General features: G+C 45.7%; 20 protein-coding genes. 7 read left to right on the top strand and 13 right to left on the bottom strand.

The genetic code is table 11. The features are described from left to right. The first annotated feature begins 253 nt into the window (after nt 1-253). Nucleotides 254-1,138, top strand: a complete 885-nt coding sequence (locus BVU_RS12160; protein ID WP_008781967.1) for a helix-turn-helix domain-containing protein — start codon at nt 254-256, stop codon at nt 1,136-1,138. 62 nt (nt 1,139-1,200) lie between these two features. Here the strand turns inward: BVU_RS12160 and BVU_RS12155 are convergent, their stop codons facing one another. From BVU_RS12155 to BVU_RS12145, 3 genes are all read right to left on the bottom strand, one after another. Beyond that, the gene (locus tag BVU_RS12155; RefSeq protein ID WP_005840500.1) at nt 1,201-1,377 is read right to left on the bottom strand and encodes a DUF4250 domain-containing protein; all 177 of its coding nucleotides are present in this window, start codon (nt 1,375-1,377) and stop codon (nt 1,201-1,203) included. 114 nt (nt 1,378-1,491) lie between these two features. Beyond that, nucleotides 1,492-3,771, bottom strand: a complete 2,280-nt coding sequence (locus BVU_RS12150; RefSeq protein WP_041174454.1) for a DEAD/DEAH box helicase — start codon at nt 3,769-3,771, stop codon at nt 1,492-1,494. A gap of 55 nt (nt 3,772-3,826) precedes the next feature. After that, nucleotides 3,827-4,294 carry a hypothetical protein gene (locus BVU_RS12145; RefSeq protein WP_005840504.1) on the bottom strand — a complete coding sequence of 156 codons (468 nt, stop codon included), beginning with the start codon at nt 4,292-4,294 and terminating at the stop codon, nt 3,827-3,829. Nucleotides 4,295-4,479: 185 nt separating this feature from the next. Here BVU_RS12145 and BVU_RS12140 point away from each other — a divergent pair, with 185 nt between their 5' ends. From BVU_RS12140 to BVU_RS12120, 6 genes are all read left to right on the top strand, one after another. After that, nucleotides 4,480-5,049, top strand: coding sequence for a BT4734/BF3469 family protein (locus BVU_RS12140; RefSeq protein WP_005848379.1), 570 nt, complete (start codon nt 4,480-4,482; stop codon nt 5,047-5,049). A gap of 3 nt (nt 5,050-5,052) precedes the next feature. After that, on the top strand, nt 5,053-6,996 hold the full coding sequence (locus tag BVU_RS12135; RefSeq protein WP_005848382.1) for a DUF3987 domain-containing protein: 1,944 nt from the start codon (nt 5,053-5,055) through the stop codon (nt 6,994-6,996). A gap of 17 nt (nt 6,997-7,013) precedes the next feature. Continuing rightward, the gene (locus tag BVU_RS12130; protein WP_005840510.1) at nt 7,014-7,238 is read left to right on the top strand and encodes a DUF4248 domain-containing protein; all 225 of its coding nucleotides are present in this window, start codon (nt 7,014-7,016) and stop codon (nt 7,236-7,238) included. A gap of 282 nt (nt 7,239-7,520) precedes the next feature. Next, nucleotides 7,521-8,060 carry a DNA-binding protein gene (locus BVU_RS12125; RefSeq protein ID WP_005840512.1) on the top strand — a complete coding sequence of 180 codons (540 nt, stop codon included), beginning with the start codon at nt 7,521-7,523 and terminating at the stop codon, nt 8,058-8,060. A 151-nt stretch (nt 8,061-8,211) separates the two neighbouring features. After that, on the top strand, nt 8,212-8,334 hold the full coding sequence (locus tag BVU_RS22370) for a smalltalk protein (protein WP_151061839.1): 123 nt from the start codon (nt 8,212-8,214) through the stop codon (nt 8,332-8,334). A 36-nt stretch (nt 8,335-8,370) separates the two neighbouring features. After that, nucleotides 8,371-8,889 carry an N-acetylmuramoyl-L-alanine amidase gene (locus tag BVU_RS12120; protein ID WP_011965593.1) on the top strand — a complete coding sequence of 173 codons (519 nt, stop codon included), beginning with the start codon at nt 8,371-8,373 and terminating at the stop codon, nt 8,887-8,889. Nucleotides 8,890-9,316: 427 nt separating this feature from the next. Here BVU_RS12120 and BVU_RS12115 read toward each other — a convergent pair whose 3' ends face one another. The 10 genes from BVU_RS12115 to BVU_RS12070 form a co-directional block, all read right to left on the bottom strand. Beyond that, the gene (locus tag BVU_RS12115) at nt 9,317-10,732 is read right to left on the bottom strand and encodes an undecaprenyl-phosphate glucose phosphotransferase (protein WP_041174453.1); all 1,416 of its coding nucleotides are present in this window, start codon (nt 10,730-10,732) and stop codon (nt 9,317-9,319) included. Between the two features lie 59 nt (nt 10,733-10,791). Then, the gene (gene rfbB, locus BVU_RS12110) at nt 10,792-11,868 is read right to left on the bottom strand and encodes a dTDP-glucose 4,6-dehydratase (RefSeq protein ID WP_005840518.1); all 1,077 of its coding nucleotides are present in this window, start codon (nt 11,866-11,868) and stop codon (nt 10,792-10,794) included. A gap of 24 nt (nt 11,869-11,892) precedes the next feature. After that, nucleotides 11,893-12,753 (bottom strand): dTDP-4-dehydrorhamnose reductase, encoded by an 861-nt coding sequence (gene rfbD, locus BVU_RS12105; RefSeq protein WP_011965591.1) that lies wholly within the window; start codon nt 12,751-12,753, stop codon nt 11,893-11,895. Next, nucleotides 12,753-13,325, bottom strand: a complete 573-nt coding sequence (rfbC, locus tag BVU_RS12100; protein WP_005840522.1) for a dTDP-4-dehydrorhamnose 3,5-epimerase — start codon at nt 13,323-13,325, stop codon at nt 12,753-12,755. The genes rfbD and rfbC overlap by 1 nt, the downstream gene beginning before the upstream one ends. A gap of 3 nt (nt 13,326-13,328) precedes the next feature. Next, complete coding sequence (gene rfbA / locus BVU_RS12095) at nt 13,329-14,234, bottom strand: glucose-1-phosphate thymidylyltransferase RfbA (protein WP_005840524.1); 906 nt, start codon at nt 14,232-14,234, stop codon at nt 13,329-13,331. Nucleotides 14,235-14,255: 21 nt separating this feature from the next. Continuing rightward, a complete protein-coding gene (locus BVU_RS12090) occupies nt 14,256-15,065 on the bottom strand; it encodes a YjbH domain-containing protein (protein ID WP_007837510.1) in 810 nt (269 codons plus the stop codon). A gap of 27 nt (nt 15,066-15,092) precedes the next feature. After that, complete coding sequence (locus BVU_RS12085) at nt 15,093-15,314, bottom strand: hypothetical protein (RefSeq protein ID WP_005840528.1); 222 nt, start codon at nt 15,312-15,314, stop codon at nt 15,093-15,095. A 42-nt stretch (nt 15,315-15,356) separates the two neighbouring features. Beyond that, nucleotides 15,357-16,487, bottom strand: coding sequence for a DUF1972 domain-containing protein (locus tag BVU_RS12080; protein ID WP_011965590.1), 1,131 nt, complete (start codon nt 16,485-16,487; stop codon nt 15,357-15,359). A gap of 104 nt (nt 16,488-16,591) precedes the next feature. Continuing rightward, entirely contained in the window at nt 16,592-17,818 is a 1,227-nt protein-coding gene (locus BVU_RS12075; protein ID WP_011965589.1) for a glycosyltransferase, read from the bottom strand. A gap of 380 nt (nt 17,819-18,198) precedes the next feature. Next, complete coding sequence (locus BVU_RS12070; RefSeq protein ID WP_011965588.1) at nt 18,199-19,296, bottom strand: polysaccharide pyruvyl transferase family protein; 1,098 nt, start codon at nt 19,294-19,296, stop codon at nt 18,199-18,201. Nucleotide 19,297 lies beyond the last annotated feature (1 nt).

Here is a 19,297-nt window from a genome sequence, read left to right as displayed (position 1 = left end):
CCGATCCATTCATAAAGGGTGAATTCAAAAACCAATCAAACGGTCTTTTTGAATTCACCCTTCTTTCTGTAAAAAAGAATAATTTTCCGTGTTCTCCTACAACTTACGGAAAGCTCAAATTGTTTTCCTATCAGTATATTAAAAAAATCAAATACACGTAGTTTTTTTCCGTTTTATTTTCCCTTATGTCCACTACTCCCGGTGGAATGTATCATTAAATTCTAATTTTGTGAAGCTAGATTTGATACAAAGTATGTTATATAATAACCCAAAACCACAGGATACCAAAGAAGGACTGTCCGACCAAGATTTCAGTATTTATATGGATGCGCACACAGTGCCTTTCAGCAAATACCCCTCTTATATGCCGGCAGGAGTTTTGGGTATATGTACCGAAGGAAATGCCGAGATCCAGGTTGGCCTCCGGAAATATGTTATTTGCGCAAACGACATTCTTATTTTCATGCCGGGATTCCTGGTTTCATTTATAAAATCCAGCCCGACTTTCACCATCGACTATTGTACTTTTTCAAATGTCCTTTTTTATGACGTGATCAATGGAAGTATCAAACGTTTTCCGACCGGTTTTCATACCTACACCCAGACCCACTGCGTCTATTCGCTATCCCAAGAGAAAGCGGAACAGTTCTCCATCTATTTCCGGTTATTATACAACAGAGCCACTTCGCCAACTTATTTATTTACAAAAGAATCTATTACCAATCTGCTGAAATTACCTTTTCTGGAACTTTATGCAGACTATTACAGCACGGTAAAAGAACATAAAGTCACCACCTTGCATAAAGAAGAAATCGGATACTTTTTTCTGGATTTGCTGTTAAAGCATTACAAAGAAAACAAAGAAGTGGCGTTCTATGCCGAAAAGTTGCATGTTTCCTCCAAATACCTGACTGAAGCCTTGACCCTGGTAAGCGGAAAATCCCCCAAAGAATGGATTATACATTATACCCTGCAAGAGATTTACGCACTATTGGAGAATCCATCCATCAGCATACAGGAAATCGTTCAAAGAACCCGGTTTGCCAATCTTGCCACCTTAAGACGTTTCTTCAAGCGACATACCGGAACATCCCTGTTGCAATACCGGAAACAGGACTTATACAAAAATAATCAATAGGTACCTCAATAAAAAAATCAGCCCGTTCCACACATTCTTCCGGAACGGGCTGATCCCTCTATCTACCAAAACTTGTTGTTTTCCTTACTATACTCAAATCCGGCCGCCTTCAGTTTTTTCACCAACAGCTCCTTGTCTACATTCATATCATCACAAAGCTCGTCCAGCGAATGATAGCAGTCACGAAGTTTCATATTCACCATGCTGAAAAGCATCATCGGGTCATCAGGTAATTCCATATCAATATCTCCTTTTTAAAAATCGGATGCAAAGTTACAAAACTTTTCATAATGATACGTATTCCATCGCCAAATATCGGTTTGACAAAAAGTTATCCCCTGCTTTTTATCCTATCAGTCCGTCAGCTTCACCGTTTCCATCTTCCCCGGAACCAAAGTAAGACGCGCCGTTCCATCCCTGTCTATCTCCACTTCCATATACCGGGCCCGGATAATGATCCTTCCATCTACAGCCAGTACCCCCCACTGGCAGGAACTGTCCTGATAGGCGCAATAACCACCCACCGGATGCAATATCCTCCGATAGACAGGTGGAATCAAAATCCGCTCCGCTGTCCTCAGCCCCCATTTCACTCCTATTTGAAAAGGTACGGCCTCCACACTCCTGCTGATTATACGCTGCCGTTTCCGTTCATACTCGCACTTCTCCTCACGCAAGCGTTTCTCCACACGCTCGTCCGCCTGTCTTCGGAGCAATGCCACCGCCTCATCAAAATCCTCACTCCGGTCCGACGGACGGTTACAGGCCACATAACGCTTTCCATGCCCTTTCTCCACATGGTAATACCGTCCCTCCTCATCCATCACCACAATACTTTGATCCGGCAACCGTCCGCTCAGGTAATAAGCACGCTCCTCATCCCCCTCCAACAGACAAACCTGCGGTTCACAACAAAAGCCTCCATCTTCCATGCGGCGGCATCGGGAAGGCACTCTGCCATCGTACATCTTCACATAAAACCCCATCCACACGATGGACGAAGAAGGCAACCCGCATGTATTGGCATACACCTGCCTTGTCCTGCTGTAATAAGTACGGTTCGCCTGTAACAATTCTATGCTCCCGTATCTGAGGACACGCGGGCGGACAGAATAACACCGGCCGTTCCGTAAATCCACATAAGACACCGAATTCCCGGCATGACGGACTTGCAACAAATCATCTTTCAGAAACCTCACCTCACGGCAATGCCCCGGTTCGGCCACCAAAGCCCCCGTATCATCCAGTACCCGGACACACCCGTTCCGAAGCCTCCCCACGGCAAAACGTCCTTTGATACTCAAAACCTCTTTAAACGAAGCGTCCGGCAACATCTCATCTCCCTTTTCCAATCCCCAAAGACCTGTTTCCTTATCTACAAATGCCCTCAGCCTGCATGACGGTGACTGCTCCTTCTCATCCGGCAAAGCCTGCTCTCTGATGGAAGAAAGCAAACGCCCGTGCTCCATAACCACCACCAAGTCCCCACCGGCTTCAGCCGGCCTTTCCACCACCGGAAAAGCGGTAACGGAAGCATCACAGTTCATCCGTCCGGGCAAACTCCCCTTTCCCGCCATCCGTCCCCGGAACATAGCATCCCAGTTCCATCGCTGTGTAGGAAGCCCGAAAATGCGGTACAGCCCCACATTGTCTATCAGCATACACGCCTCCTTGCCCTCCGATCTCCGCAATCCGCGCCCTACCTGCTGCAAATATTTAGCCAGTGACAAAGTAGGACGGGCCAGTTGTACAAACTCCACATCGGGACAGTCGAACCCCTCGCTGAATACATCCACATTCACCAGCACCTCGATTTTTCCATGTCTGAACTCCTCCACCATCCGCTTACGCTCCATAGCAGGAGTCTTGCTGTCCACAGCCACCGCATTCACTCCCCGCCTGCTGTAATACTCCGCTATCCGCCGGGCATGTTCAATGCTGATGGCATACACCATCCCCTTCTTGCCGGAAGCAAACTGCCTGACACTGCGGTACAGGCGCTCGATACCGGGACGCCTGTTCAGTACCGCATCCATCTCTTTCACCTGATAATCCCCATCGGCCCCCCGTTTCTCCAGACCGTCAATGAGCCGCCGCTCCTCGCTGCCGGGACGGATGGATACATAATCGAACACAGACAACACGCCTTTTTCAATAAACTCGGCAATACTCCACGAAGTAACCAGTACCTCGAACAGTTCCGTGAACCCCCTACGGTTCAGGCGGCAAGGTGTGGCAGTCACACCCAGTTTCTTTGCGGCAGGATAACGCTTCCACATCTCCGTGTAAGAAGCGGCCAAGGCATGATGAGCCTCGTCTATCACAATCAGTCCCGGAGCATCACCCGCCTCATTCCAATGCCGGGACAGCCATTGGACAGACATCACCCTGACCGGAGTATCCTCCCTCCGGATACCATATTTAGCCAGCGTTTCCTCCATTTGCGCCACCAGTTCCCTACGATGGGCAATAAGCCATACCCCGCTGCCGGCAGAAGACACGAACTCACTGACCACAGATGCCAGCAAATGTGTCTTGCCCGTACCGGTAGGCATCTGCACCATCACGCTCCGGTGAGCTTTCCACGCTTCCATCAGACGTGTTTTCATCTCTATCTGATAATCCCGCAACATAAATAATTTGCCGATTTGCTAACGTGCCAATGGAGTAAGAGGATAACTGAAAAAATTATTTACTAGCCAGCATATTATTAATCTGCGCCCGTATATTGGCTATCGTACCGCCCGACACAAGCCGTTTGGCAAAAGGTAGCAACGACTTGATGAAAGCCGCTTTCACCACCGTGTGTTTGTCTACATTCCTACAGTTCTCATCGGCCAGCATCTTTCCTACCACCACCGCCAGTTCGCGTGCCGTGGTACACTCTCCCAAAAGTATCTTGTAAGCCCTCATCACCTTTATATCGGGTATATAAACCGATACGTAAAATTCATCATCCGACAGTTCCGCCGGCTCCTGTGCCGGCTTCTCATCCGTCACACTTTCTGTACTCTCCGTTTTCTCAGAATCTTCCGGTTGGTCGGCGGCCTCATCACCCCGGTCGCCATAAAAGTTCTGAATGGCGGAAGACGCCACAGGGGCAATCAGATTGTTTCCGCCATAAATATTTATCATCATATCAGGTTTTTCATTCATATACTATTTCTTTTCTCTATTCTTTAATTATTATCAACAGATCGTTAATCAAAATCCATATTTTATCAATATATAATCAATAGCATGCACCAATAGTAAACAGATAGTAAACGGTTATGAACCGATTTCCATACGTCATTCCCTACCCGTATATTTGTGCAGATAAATCAAAATCAATTTCTTTTATGAAAGAATACATCATGTCATTTTTCAATGCACCCGTCACCAATAAAATACCCACATGTATATGCAGTGTGGCAGGGCTTCATACCTACATCAGCACCAATCCGCAACTGGAAGAACTGACGCGTAAAGTCAGAGCCGGACTCGGAGACAAGCAAGTGTTCCGAAAGAATAAACAGACCCTTTTACCGTATGTCACTCCGGCAGGTATCTTCTCTTACTGCAAAGAGCAATGCATGCAAGTTCCTTCGGGCCTCTTTGTCATAGATATTGACGAACTGGCTTCCACCGAAGAAGCGGCAATGTGGCGCGACCGCCTCTTTGCCGATGAAGTGCTGCACCCCGTACTTTCCTTTGTCAGCCCCGGAAACCAGGGAGTAAAACTGTTTATCCCTTACCGCATAAACCCTTTCCTGAGCGTGGAAGAATCCTTCGACAATGCCCTGCACACCGCATGGGAGTATCTGGAATGGAAATACGAGCTGAAAGTGGACAGGGCCAATGCCGACTTGTCCAGAGCCTGTTTTCTGTCGCACGACGGAGAAGCGAAAATCAATAACCATAAATATTAAAAAATGAACGATTCTATTTCTATCTTGGAACAGCTGGTAACAGCCATCGAACAAGCGGGAGTCAATGTGGCCCCCACCTATCAGGAATATATGCCGCTGGCCTTTGCCATAGCCAACAGTTGCGGAGAAGAAGGACGCACCCGGTTCCACCGCATCTGCCGCATATCCGAAAAGTACCACCACGATGAAGCAGACAAACTGTACGGACATGCCCTGACCAAAGGAACAGGCAGAAATTCCCTGGGAACCGTCTTCCATCTGGCAGAGGTGGCCGGGGTGAAAATGGACCCGAAACTTGCAAACTTGCAGAACTTGCAGTCTCTCCACACCCACACACGTGCGCGCGTATCCTATAATGCCCATCCGGATGCTTCCGACGGGACTCCGCCCGATGCCGTTTTCACGGACCCAGCCTCCCCCCTGTCCGACGGCGTGTCCAAGACCATCCTCCCTGCCCGACTTCCCTCTTTCCCCGACTACCGCTGGCCCGCCTTCCTGCAAGGAATCATAGACTGCGGTAACTCTCCCGCCCAACGGGATATCCTGCTGCTGGGTGCGGCAACCGTGCTGGGAAGCACTCTCAACAAACTGGTAAGTTTTGTGTACGGACGAAAGCACAAGTATCCCTGTCTGCAAGTGTTCGTCACCGCGCCTCCCGCTTCCGGCAAAGGTGCGCTGACCTGGGTACGCCGTTTGGCAGAACCCATACACAACGCGCTGCTGGACACCTACCGGGAAAAAATAAAGACCTACCGCATGGAAAAGACCAAATGGGACACTTTGGGGAAGGAAAAGGCAAATACCCCCGAACCCGAACAGCCCCAGCTGAAAATGCTCCTCATAGCCGGCGACAATACCGGTACAGGCATACAGGAAAACCTGATGGACTCCGGAGGCGTAGGACTGATATGCGAAACCGAGGCCGACACCGTGAGCACCGCCATTGGAGGCGACCACGGACACTGGAGCGACCTCCTCCGGAAATGTTTCGACCATGACCGGCTGGCCTACAACCGGCGCACCAATCACGAATACCGCGAATGTAACGTCACGTTCCTCTGCGTACTTCTCAGCGGCACGCCTGCACAAATCAAGCCCCTTATCCCATCGGCCGAAAACGGATTGTTCTCTCGCCAGCTGTTCTACTATATGCCTGCCATTGAAGAATGGGAAGACCAGTTCAACGAAGCGGATACAGACTATGACTCCCGTTTCCTGGAATGGGGGGCACAATGGAAAGAAGTGCTGGACGCCATCACCGCTTCGGTGAGCAACATCAACATGAAGCTCACCCACGAGCAAAAAGAGATATTCAACTTCCACTTTGCCCGTGTATTCGGACGAGCCTCCGCCATTCACGGTAACCAGATGAAAAGCGCCGTAACCCGTATTGCCATCAATATCTTCCGCATCATAAGCATTATCGCCCTGCTGCGCTCTCTGGAATCCCTGCTGCCGGGAGGCGAAAGGAGCGGTGAGCCACAGGAAAACATCGTGCGTACCCTGCTGGACTGTCCCGGACTGACCCCGTCGGCCCATATTCCACAAGAAAACATAGCAGACGGAATCGTACCGCAATTCAACCTCTCCATCCGCACCGACGACTTTTATGCCGTGCTGGCCCTGGTGGAACCTCTGTACCGCCATGCATGCCACATTCTCTCGCTCCTGCCCGCAGGAACCCCCACCGCACCATCGGCGAACATGACTCCCGAAACCCTGTTCGACTGCCTTCCCCTGCGCTTCACCCGCAACGAAGCCATCGACAAAGGAGAACAGGTAGGAGTTCCGGCAGGCTCGGTGGACTCGCTGCTGAAACGTATGACCGAACGCGGACAGCTGGTCAAAGTGGGGCGTGGCGAATACGAATTCAACGCGCGCATGCACACACGTACGTGTGTGGGTGTGAGAGAGAGTGCAAGTTCTGCAAGTTTGCAAGATTCCTGAATTTAAAATGTATAAATATGAAAGATTTCCTTTATTTCCCATCCATGACAAAAGGTAGCCTGGCTCTGCTCTATTTTCCCGGTTCAAATCCCCGGATAGCCACCCGGCATCTGATGAGGTGGATAAACGGCTGTCCCCCTTTGATGGAAGAGTTATCCGCAACGGGTTACCATACCTCGCAAAAAGTCTTCACGAGCCGCCAAGTGACACTGATCAACCGGCATCTGGGCAGCCCCGGATAGCCCTGCAAGCTCTTTGGAACAGGATGAAAGCCATAAAGTGCCACAAGGTGTCATAAAGCGTCAGCACGCATTTCACAGTACCTATCTTTGCAATGTCAACAATGAGGGAGCCGATACGTTACTAACCTTCGGCCTAGCATGTTACTAACATGTAACCCCATACGTTACTAACCTTCAGCCTTACACGTTACCTACGTGCAATCCGCAAGAAAAGTAAAGTATTCTCCCTCTTCACTGACGAAATTCATTTTTTATTTTTCATCTCTTAAAACCCTATTTATCATGATCAACTACAGCACCTGCATGCGTGGTAACCCCACCGACAAAGACGCGGCCAAGAAGGCGTATGCCAACGCCCAGTACTCACAAGTAATGACACTGGACAAGTTCTGTTACCACATTGCCAGCCACGGATGTGTATACTCGCGCGCCGATATCCAAGCCATCCTTATTCTTGCCGTGGACTGCCTGCGCGAGCAGTTGTTGAACGGACAGCAGATACAGATGGGCGATCTGGGCGTATTTTCGAACAGTATCCGAAGCCTCGGCGCCCATTCGATGGCAGAGTTCACTGTGGAGAACATCACCGAGGTGAACGTACTGTGGGCTCCGGGCGTCCGTTTCAACAACCTGCGCCAAGATGCCGAATTCCAACTGGTTCCCACGCGCAAGGCAGCCGCCGAAGTAGTGAAGGCATTGAAGGCCGGAAAGACTACGGTAGACCTGACGGGCAATTCTTCTGCCGCCGGCATTGCCGCTGACGACGCTGACGCCTCCCGCATTCCAGCCGCCTCCGGCGAACCGGCAGACGAAAATAGCTGACCGGCTTGTTCCGCTCCACAGAGATAGCATGATGTGATTATGGAACACGGGCGACACGGACTCTTCTTTCACTCCCCCGTGTCCGTCCGCCAGTTCCGTAACCTCCTTTTGTTCCATTCGCATTTTAAACTGACAAAAAACAGATATTTCCATGAATGAATCCAACCACGAATCCAAGAAAATCACCTGGACACAAATCCTCCGGGCAGTTATCCAGGCAGCCATCGCGGCACTCACCGCTTTGGGCATTACCAGTTGCGCATCCCTCATCTAAAGAACAAACACAACATTTTCCAATTCTCAATTTATTATGATACAAGAAACATTCCCAATGATAATCGGTGAGGAAGAAATGAAAAACGAACGCCAACTCCTCACCGTAGAGGACGGACCGCTGATGCAAGGACGCGAATCAGTGCGATACCTCATCCTCCACTGTAGCGCCACACGTTGTGACAAAGACTATACTGCCGAGCAATTACTTCGTGACCATAAGACCCGTGGTTTCCGGACTGTAGGTTACCACTTCTATATCCGTCGCGACGGCACCATCACCCAGCACCGCAAACTGCTGGAAGTGGGGGCACCCTGCCGTCCCTGGAACCGTTGCAGCATCGGCATCTGCTACGAGGGCGGTCTGGATGCGGACGGACATCCGGCAGACACCCGGACCGCAGAGCAGACAGAACAGCTTACCTTGTTGCTGATGCGTCTGGCAAAGCTTTTTCCCGGTGCCCGGATAAGGGGACATAGGGATATGAGCGGAAGCATCCCGAAGGCTTGTCCGTGTTTTGACGCGGAAGGGGTGTTCGGATATTTGGAAAGGTAATTTCTTTTTCCAAGGTTTCCTTTTGCCAGTGTTCGTTTCTGCTCTCAAGTAGAGAGTGATACTACTGGCAGAGGGAATTTTTTACTAAGATCATCCGGCCGGTACCGACACACCGAAACAGACTATCATATAGATAAAAATCCTTCCTGTTACGGGTTATTGTATAATCCGCGTTTATTTTTAAAGCTGAATAAATCCTGATCGGATAATCTTCTTTATTATTAAAGCTCCGGGAACAAGCGCTCTCGTTCCCGGAGCTCCCCCTGCACTTTTCACAAAGGACAAGGGTTCTGATCTAACATTAGTGCCGGCTATGTTCCATTTCCGGCCGGCAGACGGAAATAACAGGCTGCAAAAACAAAGTTTTTTAACTGCTAAATTACTAAGGACCCTCATCGAGAAGGATCGTTAAGAACAGCCCGTTTTACTAATAGGCATTCTTCTCGCCACGGAAGACATTCGCCACCGTCCTGTACATGATGTAAAGGTCCAGACCGAAGCTCCAGTGCTCCAAATACCAGATATCACCACGGATACGGCCCTCCATGTCTTTTAGTTCCTTCGTTTCCCCACGGAAACCCGTAACCTGGCTCCATCCCGTTATACCCGGTTTCACAAAATGCCGCACCATATATTTATTGATCAGCCTTGAATATTCCTGCGTATGGAGAAGCATGTGAGGACGAGGCCCCACGATACTCATATCCCCCAACAGCACATTGATAAACTGGGGCAGTTCATCTATATTCGTCTTACGCATTATATTGCCCCAGCGCGTCTTGCGGGGATCATGCTCCGTGGCCTGTATCCTGTCGGCATCTGCATTTACTTTCATACTGCGGAACTTGTAACAATAAAACTCCCTGCCGTTCAGCCCGTTCCGTTTCTGGCGGAAGAACAACGGGCCGGGCATGGTCAATCCGGTCACTATCGCCACCACAATCAGAATAACCGGAAAAAACGTACAAAGGAACACCGATGAGACTACTATGTCAAAGGCTCTTTTCAGCAGGCGGTTCCCCGGCCAACTTAAGGGATCGGGGCGAAGGCCCAGGTAAGGGACGTTCCCCATGATGTTGAACGACATACGGTGGTGGAGATAATTGCGCACATTGGGCACACTGAAGAAATGTACCAGATGGTTCTCGCAGTAATCAATCAGAGAAACGATGACCTCTCTGTCTTTTGAGGGCAGGCAGCAGAACAGGTAATGTACATAATCATGTTTCTCCAGATATTCCTGTACCTGCGCCGGCTGGCCCAAATACGGACATTCTACCGGGAAAGCAGGATTCGCCTGACCGTCAAAATAGCCCACGACCGAATAACCTGTATCTTCACTGCCCGACATCTCATGGTAGATTTCCAGGTTGTTGTCCGTACTTCCTACCAGTACTACAAAACGCGTATGTTTCTTGCTCATACGGTAAAGCCTGATGAGAAGACGAAGAGTGAAACGGAACGAAACAAGACACAGAAACAGGAGGAAAAGGTACTCCAGCATGAACAGGGAGGCTATATCCGCATAGTTTCCTACAGAAAGGACCAGACCGCCCAGGAGGACAAACAGGAACATATTCTCGAACACACGTTTCCATATCTGAAGGGAATGCACTTTCCTCCGGTGAAGCACTACTCCTGAATGGATGGCGCAAAGGGCGTAACATAACATCAGTGTAAGCATGACTTGCAGAACGGTGGTTCCACCAACCTGCAGGCTATCCCACTGCATCTCATTGGACAGCTTGCTGAAAAGCAGGAATAGCAGACCGCAAAGAAAGGTCTCGGTGACAATCACAAAGGTCTCGATCAAGTGGTTGTAGGATGCTAATTTGTCTTTCATAGTGGTATGGGGGGTAAGTTTAAAGATGTATGCCGTATTATCCCCAACTGGGATTCTCATTATCTGTTCTTATACATCGACTCATAATATTTTTCATATTCGCCACTGGTAATATGATCCATCCATTCCTGATTGTCCAAATACCAACGGACCGTTCTCTCTATACCTTCTTCAAATTGCAAACTAGGCTCCCATCCTAATTCGTGCTTCAGTTTATTGCTGTCAATCGCATAGCGGAGATCATGACCTTTGCGGTCGGTCACATAAGTTATCAGACACTCTGAAGTGCCTTCCGGATTTCCCAACAAACGATCCACGGTTTTGATTATTACTTTTATCAAATCTATATTCTTCCATTCATTGAAACCACCGATATTATATGTATCCGCTGTTCTGCCCTGATGAAAAATAAGATCAATAGCACGGGCATGATCCACAACATACAACCAGTCGCGTACGTTCTCTCCCCTACCATATACCGGCAATGGTTTTCCATGACGTATATTGTTGATAAAAAGCGGAATCAATTTTTCCGGAAACTGATAAGGACCATAATTGTTAGAACAGTTTGTTACAACGGTAGGCATACCATATGTGTCATGAAAAGCACGAACAAAGTGATCACTACTTGCCTTACTTGCAGAATACGGACTATGAGGCTGATATTTGGTTTCCTCCGTGAAGAAAGTCCCGTCAAATTCCAATGCCCCATATACTTCATCGGTGGAAATATGATAGAAGCGTTTCCCCTCATACTTTTCCGGCAGGGATTCCCAATACAACTTGGCTGCCTGAAGCAAAGCCAATGTACCCATCACATTGGTTTGTGCAAAAGTAAACGGATCTTTGATACTTCTGTCCACATGACTCTCGGCGGCAAGATGGATAATACCATCCACTTGATATCGCACCAATAATTCCTGAATGGTTCCAAAATCACAAATATCCGCCTTTACAAAAATATAGTTCGGTTTGTCCTCTATATCCTTCAAATTGGCCAGATTACCGGCATAAGTCAGTTTATCCAAGTTTATAATGCGGTATTCCGGATACTTGTTTACAAAAAGACGTACCACATGGCTGCCGATAAAACCGGCACCACCGGTAATGATTATATTGCGTTTGAATGAATCCATAATTTAAAATATTGTTTTAATTAGTTATTGTTGAGTTTCCAATTCTAGCATACATTTCTTTAGAGAATCTTTCCAATAAGGGATAGTGATACCAAAAGTTTCCTTCACTTTTGTTTTATCCAGCACCGAAAAATGAGGACGTCCCACCTTACTGGGGAACTCATCGCTGTGACAAGGCTGTATGTCACAATTATTTCCGCTCAATTCACAAATTTCCTTCGCAAAATCATACCAAGAACATACCCCTTCATTGCTGAAATGATAGACACCTTGACGATCCAGCAAGTTCTCTTCGATTATGTTATAGATCAAAGCAGCCAAATCTCCGGCATAAGTAGGAGTGCCTACTTGATCAAAAACCACTTTCAGTGAATCTTTTGTTGAAGTCAATTGCCGCATGGTTTTCACGAAGTTCTTACCGAAAGGCGAGTAAAGCCAAGCTGTGCGGAAAATAAGATATTTACATCCTGCTTTTACCAAAGACTGTTCGCCCGCCAGTTTGGTTTTTCCATAGACACCCAACGGATCAGTTTCCCAAGACTCACGGCAAGGAATGTTTTTATCCCCTCGGAACACATAGTCTGTAGATACATGAATAAGCGTGGCACCTGTTTCTGCGGCAGCAACAGCCAAATTCTCCACAGCTTTGTTATTCAGCAAATCAGCCATAGCAAAATCATCTTCCGCCCTGTCTACATTCGTATAAGCAGCACAATTTACAATCACATCTATCTGCTCTTTTTTCAACATATTACGGACAGCTGTCGCATCTGTGATATCCAGTTCATTTACATCTGTAAAGAGATAACGATTCCGGCTGTCTAACGACACCCTGCGCATCTCATTGCCAAGTTGACCATTGGCACCTGTAACAAGTATATTCATCATTCGTATAGATTAATAGTGTAGTCAAACGGAGAGTCATAGTCTTTCAACAAAGGATGTTTCAAATCCTTCTCACTTAAAATGGCCTCGGCAACGGGTATTTTCCAATCAATACCCAGACTTTCATCGCGCAGCTGAATGCCACCATCAGCTTGCGGTGCATAGAAGTTATCGCACTTATATTGAAAAACCGCTGTTTCACTCAATACGGCAAAACCATGGGCAAATCCACGGGGGATAAAGAATTGGAGATGGTTTTCCTCCGTCAATTCCACCGCAACATGCTGCCCGTATGTAGGACTTCCCTTGCGGATGTCTACCGCCACATCAAGTACGGCACCTTTTACACAACGCACCAGCTTGCTCTGAGTATAAGGCATTTGCTGAAAATGTAACCCACGCATCACGCCATACGATGACATACTCTCATTATCCTGTACAAAATTGACAGGCATCACCTTTTCATTAAACTCCCGTTGAGAAAAAGATTCAAAGAAATAGCCTCTTTCATCTTTAAAGATGCGCGGTTCAATGACCACCACACCTTCTATTCCTGTTTTTATAACCTCCATATCTTAATCTAGATTTTCTTTGCCTGTACGTTCCACTTCATCAATCACTTTGAGCAGATACTGACCGTATTGGTTTTTCAGCATCGGTTTGGCAAGGTCACGCATCTTATCTGCCGTTATCCAGCCTTTGCGATAAGCAATTCCTTCCAGACAAGCCACTTTCAAACCCTGACGTTTTTCAATGACTTCTATATAAGTCGAAGCTTCTGCCAATGAATCATGCGTTCCCGTATCCAGCCAGGCAAAACCGCGTCCCAACGTCTGTACTTTCAGTTCACGATCTTCCAGAAAACGCTGGTTCACTGTCGTTATTTCCAGTTCGCCACGTGCGGAAGGTTTGATGTTCTTGGCCACTTCCACTACTTTGTTGGGATAAAAATAGAGGCCCACCACTGCATAATTTGATTTGGGCTGTTCCGGTTTTTCTTCGATGCTCAGGCAGTTACCTTCCACATCAAATTCTGCCACACCATAACGTTCCGGATCGTTCACCCAGTAACCGAATACAGTAGCTTTTTGTTCTTCTTCCGCCATACGCACGGCTTCACGAAGAAGAGAACTGAAACCGTTACCATGGAAGATATTGTCGCCTAATACCAAACATGCAGAATCATTACCAATGAATTTCTCTCCGATAATAAAGGCTTGTGCAAGACCATCGGGAGAAGGTTGTTCGGCATACTCGAACTTCACACCATAGTCTGATCCATCGCCCAAAAGACGCTTAAAGCCGGGCAGATCATAGGGAGTGGATATAATCAGAATCTCACGGATGCCTGCCAGCATCAAGACTGAAATAGGGTAGTAAATCATCGGTTTGTCAAAGATGGGGAGAAGCTGCTTGCTTACTCCCTTGGTGATGGGGTACAGACGGGTACCGCTACCACCGGCGAGAACAATTCCTTTCATACGAATAAGTTATAGTGTTTGTTATTTTAAATGTACTTTAAATATCACTCCGCCTGACAAATGCTTACATTCTGTCATTTCTACCACAGCATTAATATAATCTTTCCAAAAACTATATTTTAACCCACAGTTTATGGTACGACTGTCGTATTCAGCCATTACATTAAGATTGTTTAATGCCTTCACAAAGAAATTTGTACCCGATAGATAAAAATGAAAATTTACTCCAACAGCCGGACCGTTTAAATGATAGTCTTTCCGTTTATTGTATAAATAAGCAACATGAATGCCTAGCTCTCCCCTATTTTTGAAATAAAAATGCTTAGTACCAGCTATATAATATCGGTTCCAATGTCCATTACCCATCTCTCCTACTCCACCAATGCCATAATCATCTTTATCAGAATTTCCTAATATATCATTGGTACTTGGATCATTCGCGCCCAATACAATCTGAGGAGTCCATTCTTTCCACCACCCTTCTTTCCATATACGCAACCGCCCTGAAAACTGTCGGTCCTGGTTACAATATTTCCCCCAAACGGAAGGTGGGAAATAAGTACTACCGTGTTCTGCCTTATGCAAGGTACAAGTATATCCGATTTCGAGCCAAGGAAAAATGGTGATATTAATGTAGTAATTAAACGTATGATAATTCCAATGGGCAGGAGTAGCAGCCACATCCAAATAAGAAGCTCCGAACAGGAATGTCTTATCCCGTTGCATATCGGCAGTAGGCATGTGCAGAAGTCCGGTGGTTCCATACACATACTGAGAAAAACCTTCCTGCCATATCATACACAGCAGAAAAACAAATAAAATTTTCTTCATTAAAACAAAAGGCAGGAAAAACAACAATCAACCTTGTTCCTTTTCAAATTTATCACGATAAAAATTATAGTTTAAAGAACGGTATCCGGAGAACAGTCTTTTTAAATAATATTGATTGGCAAAATGTACACTTGTCAAACAACGCAACAATCTATAAGGCAAATTGCTTTTGCCTTCATCCAACAACACCATTAGGATGAATGCCGTTTCCTCTTGTGCGGAAAGTTGTCTATACTCTTTTTTTGCCAAAACCTAATTATTCATGATGATATCATGAACAAAGGTAGCAATTTATTGTTTCTGAGAAAGTAACCAATAAAAATATTTTTCGTGTTTATCTATCAAACTTTCCCATGAGTATTCGTTCCTGATTACTTCAATATTACGGGCTGTATATTGAATCTTGCTTCCCTCCGCAATCGTGTCAATACGGTTAAGATATTCAGTGACTTTGTCTGCCGAAGGATAATAGAAAGCATTCTCCTTCAGTACGGCACGGTTGAAAATATTGTCATGAGCAAAGATGAAACAGCCTGCCGCCATCGCCTCAAGCAGGGAAGGATTTGTTCCTCCCACACTGTGACCGTGGAAATAGGCCTTTGAGAAATGACGGACTGAATCCAGCTTTTTGAAATCATAGATGCCGCCGACAAATTCCACGTTTCTCTCGTTCCCGTATTTCTCTACAAGTTCTTTACCATGAGGCGTGTTTGTCTTGCCGACCACAATCAGCGGTCTGCGTCCGTTCTCTTTGGAGTGCAGATAACCTTCTATCGCCATCACGATGTTGTTTTCCGGTTCAAGGCGTGCTATCAGGATGTAATATTCTTCCGATTTCAATCCGAACTCCTCCAAGTATTCCGCCTTAAAATCATCGTGTATGTCTGCGCCATAAGCTAGGAACTTGCTTTCCTTGCCATATTTTTCTTTATAGTAATCATGGATACCCATGTTGTCGGCTATCAGGTAATGACTGTATTTCACCGCCATCTTCTCTTCCCAGTCTAGAAAGCGTCTCACCATCGGGCTGAACTTCGACCGCTTGTTCTCCAATCCGTCCATGTTCGTGGTGAATATTGGACGTTTCCGTTTTTTCACGTTGAACCAAATGTAAGCAGGAATGATGCTCGTATATCCTGCCTCATAGATGATGTCGAAATCTTCTTTCTTCAAAGCATCACGTAACGATGCAAAGTCATAGAAGAAACTGCCGACTGAACTGCCCATCCATGTTTCCGGACTGTAGATATGCTTAATCCGCACACCTTTGTACGTGCTTTCCTGATATGGATGAAACTTGGGTGAATAGACTACCACTTCATGACCTCTTTGTGCCATCCCTACGGAAATGTATTCAGCAAACTGTTCGAATCCCCCGTAGTTATTAGGTATACCACGGGTGCTGACAAATGCTATCTTCATAAATATTGGAATATAATTTTAGAGAGTATTCCCAAATGGTTATATTGGAATACTTGTTGAACTATAATATATTATTGGAGCAATATCGGATTGAAAAAAATGTATTACTTAACAAGCTGATTATAGAAGCCTATCAGTTGCGGATAGTATTTTTCCCTGTCAAAATGCTTTCTGGCAAAACTCAGTGCATTCTGTTGATAGTTTGAATATTGTTCTACTGGTAATGAATCAGCCGCTTTCACAACTCTTGTCAAATCAACGGAATTGGCCGGAGTGAACAAGTATCCGGTTACTCCTTCTTCTATAATCTCAGGTATGCCGCCGATGTTTGTGCCGATAACAGGCACGCCTGCCGCGTATCCTTCTATGATAGTCATCGGGTTATTCTCATACCACTCAGACGGGACTATGATGAAATAAGCGTTCTCAACCAAATCTGTCAGTTCTTTACCTGACTTATATCCTAAAAATTCCACATTGGTAACGTTGTTGGATTTGGTGTAATCTTTCAATTCATCTTCCAGCGGACCGGTACCTGCTATTTTCAGATTGCAATTTGGCATATCCTTAAAAGCTGAAATCAATGTTTTTACGCCTTTTTCGTAGGACAATCTTCCGAAAAATAGGAAATATCTATCTGTCTTTTGGGCAGGTGCATCCAGTATTTTATCAGCCAGATTATACAGGACAATGTTCCTTTTCTCCTTCAATTCAGGCATGTATTTTTCATGCATCTGTTTGGCAAACTGACTTACATAGATAAGACCGTCAATGTATTCGGCGGGATTGAAGAAGCGATTCCTGTAACATTGTTCTATCGCCATCATCACGCTTAGTAGATAACTGTCTTTCGTGCATTTGTTGATCACACAATGATAAAAGTTTCTTCCCCTGCACTGCTCGCATATCTCACCTTTCCCGTTCCTGAACGTATAGGCGGGACATACGATGCGATAATCGTGAATGGAAAATATGATTGGTACATTATGCCGCTTCAAGACAGGCAAAATGGAACCGGTAATCTGTCCCCAGATCAAATGCATATGTGCCAGGTCAGGACGTTCCTTCTCTATCAGCTGTTCCAACTTCCGGGCTGCTTCCCTGTTATTGAAATAATTGATGATGTTTTTTACAGGCTTCAACAGTTCACTTCGGGTTTCCTTTGATTCAGGAAAATACGATTCATATTCAGAAGGATAATTCTCAGGCCATCTCAATGCAAAATTGACAACCTCTTCGCCATGCATCCTCAGCAACTCCATCGTACTGAAATACACGACCTCAGAACCACCCTTACGATAGTTAAAAACGTTAATTTGCAGAATTTTCATTAAATAAAAAGATATTAGACGGTTATTGTCACTCAACCTTTTCGGTTTGAGTCTGTAAAATTCTAATGTATATGCCTGTCAAGAACCAACCAGACAGGTTTATAATCTATCTGTTTTAACAATTCCTGTTTCATCTTCCTGTCCTTTTTCGAATCTCGGTCCAACAGATAGATTTCACTTTTATCTTTACTTCCTTGTGAGGATGAAACATAGAGACATAGAACATCAGATAGGTTGAATCTTGAGAAACATTTCCCTTTGCAAACTGCAACAGGCTCACTAAAACCAGCAAAAGTCGAAAGATTCTTTTATTCTAGTCAAAGCTCATAAAGTGTGTATATAAAAAGATGCTATTGACGTAACTACTCAGGTGAGGTAACCTATTGACGAAGAAGCTGTTTCAGTATTCCCAAAGATCGAATGCGCTCCTTTCTTAAAATATCATTAACCCTTTCATAATCAATCATGCGTTCGCTTATTGAACAGTCAGCATAATCCGTAACAATTCTGTCTTGCAACCTCGTCAGTTGCAAGATGCTCTGATTTCTGTTTCCGGTCTTATTGTTTGGCAATATCTCAATAAACTGCCTATTGAAATTCAACGCGAAGGCAGTTCCGTGGAAAGAGTCTGTTATGAAATAAGTAGAATTCTTTATGTATGACAGGAAATCAGGTAGATCAGGCAGATATATAAACTTGCCGCCCCTGCGGATTTGGTGGAAAGTGGGGGACACTCTATATAAAGGCAGTCCAACATGTTCTGCGAATCTAACTGCATATTTACTTAACGCAGGGTTATTATGAAGCTGATACACTAAAACATATTTGCCGCCCATATCTTTTTTTATCATTCTGCTCCATTCATCACCTGTAAGAAGGAGTGTTGGGTCAAGAACTTGTCCTGCACATTCAATGTCCATCTGCCTGAGCAACCCGACAGCCGTATTTTCTCTTACAGCTATGCCTGAATATGAAGACAACAGTTTTTTGTATTCAGAAAGTATCTTTGCCGTAAAATCAGTTCTGCCTAAACTTGCCGCATACGCTATTTTCCTTTTGTCTTTTACGAATGAGAGAAAATAAGCTTCATCATAGTGTCCGTTGAGAGTAGGTCCCCATACTTGATCACTGCCGGTCATGAATATATCGGCATCAAGACGTTTCAGATCGTCATGTGTCCTGCATAGCTGCGTCAGTTTCAGATACTTCCTGCGCATTTCTCTGAAGTTCAGTTCAGCCTTCTTTTCTTCAGGATAACGTAAAACTATATATGCCAATTTCTTCAACGAATTACCGGACCATCTCTGCTTGTTGTTAAGGTTTGTTTTTACGGCACTAAGTCCGTGTTCGTCATCGCGTATGTAATCTATGATTTCGCATTTATGCCCTAATCGTTCCAATGTCGTTATTGTGGCTATTGACTGCAATAAAGAACCGTAATTAGACGGAGCATGTCGGGTGATTACTTTTATATCCATA

It is taken from the genome of Phocaeicola vulgatus ATCC 8482 (assembly GCF_000012825.1).
GTDB lineage: Bacteria > Bacteroidota > Bacteroidia > Bacteroidales > Bacteroidaceae > Phocaeicola > Phocaeicola vulgatus.
The sequence above is the reverse complement of the archived record's forward strand: the minus strand, read 5'-3'. Positions and strand labels throughout refer to the sequence as shown.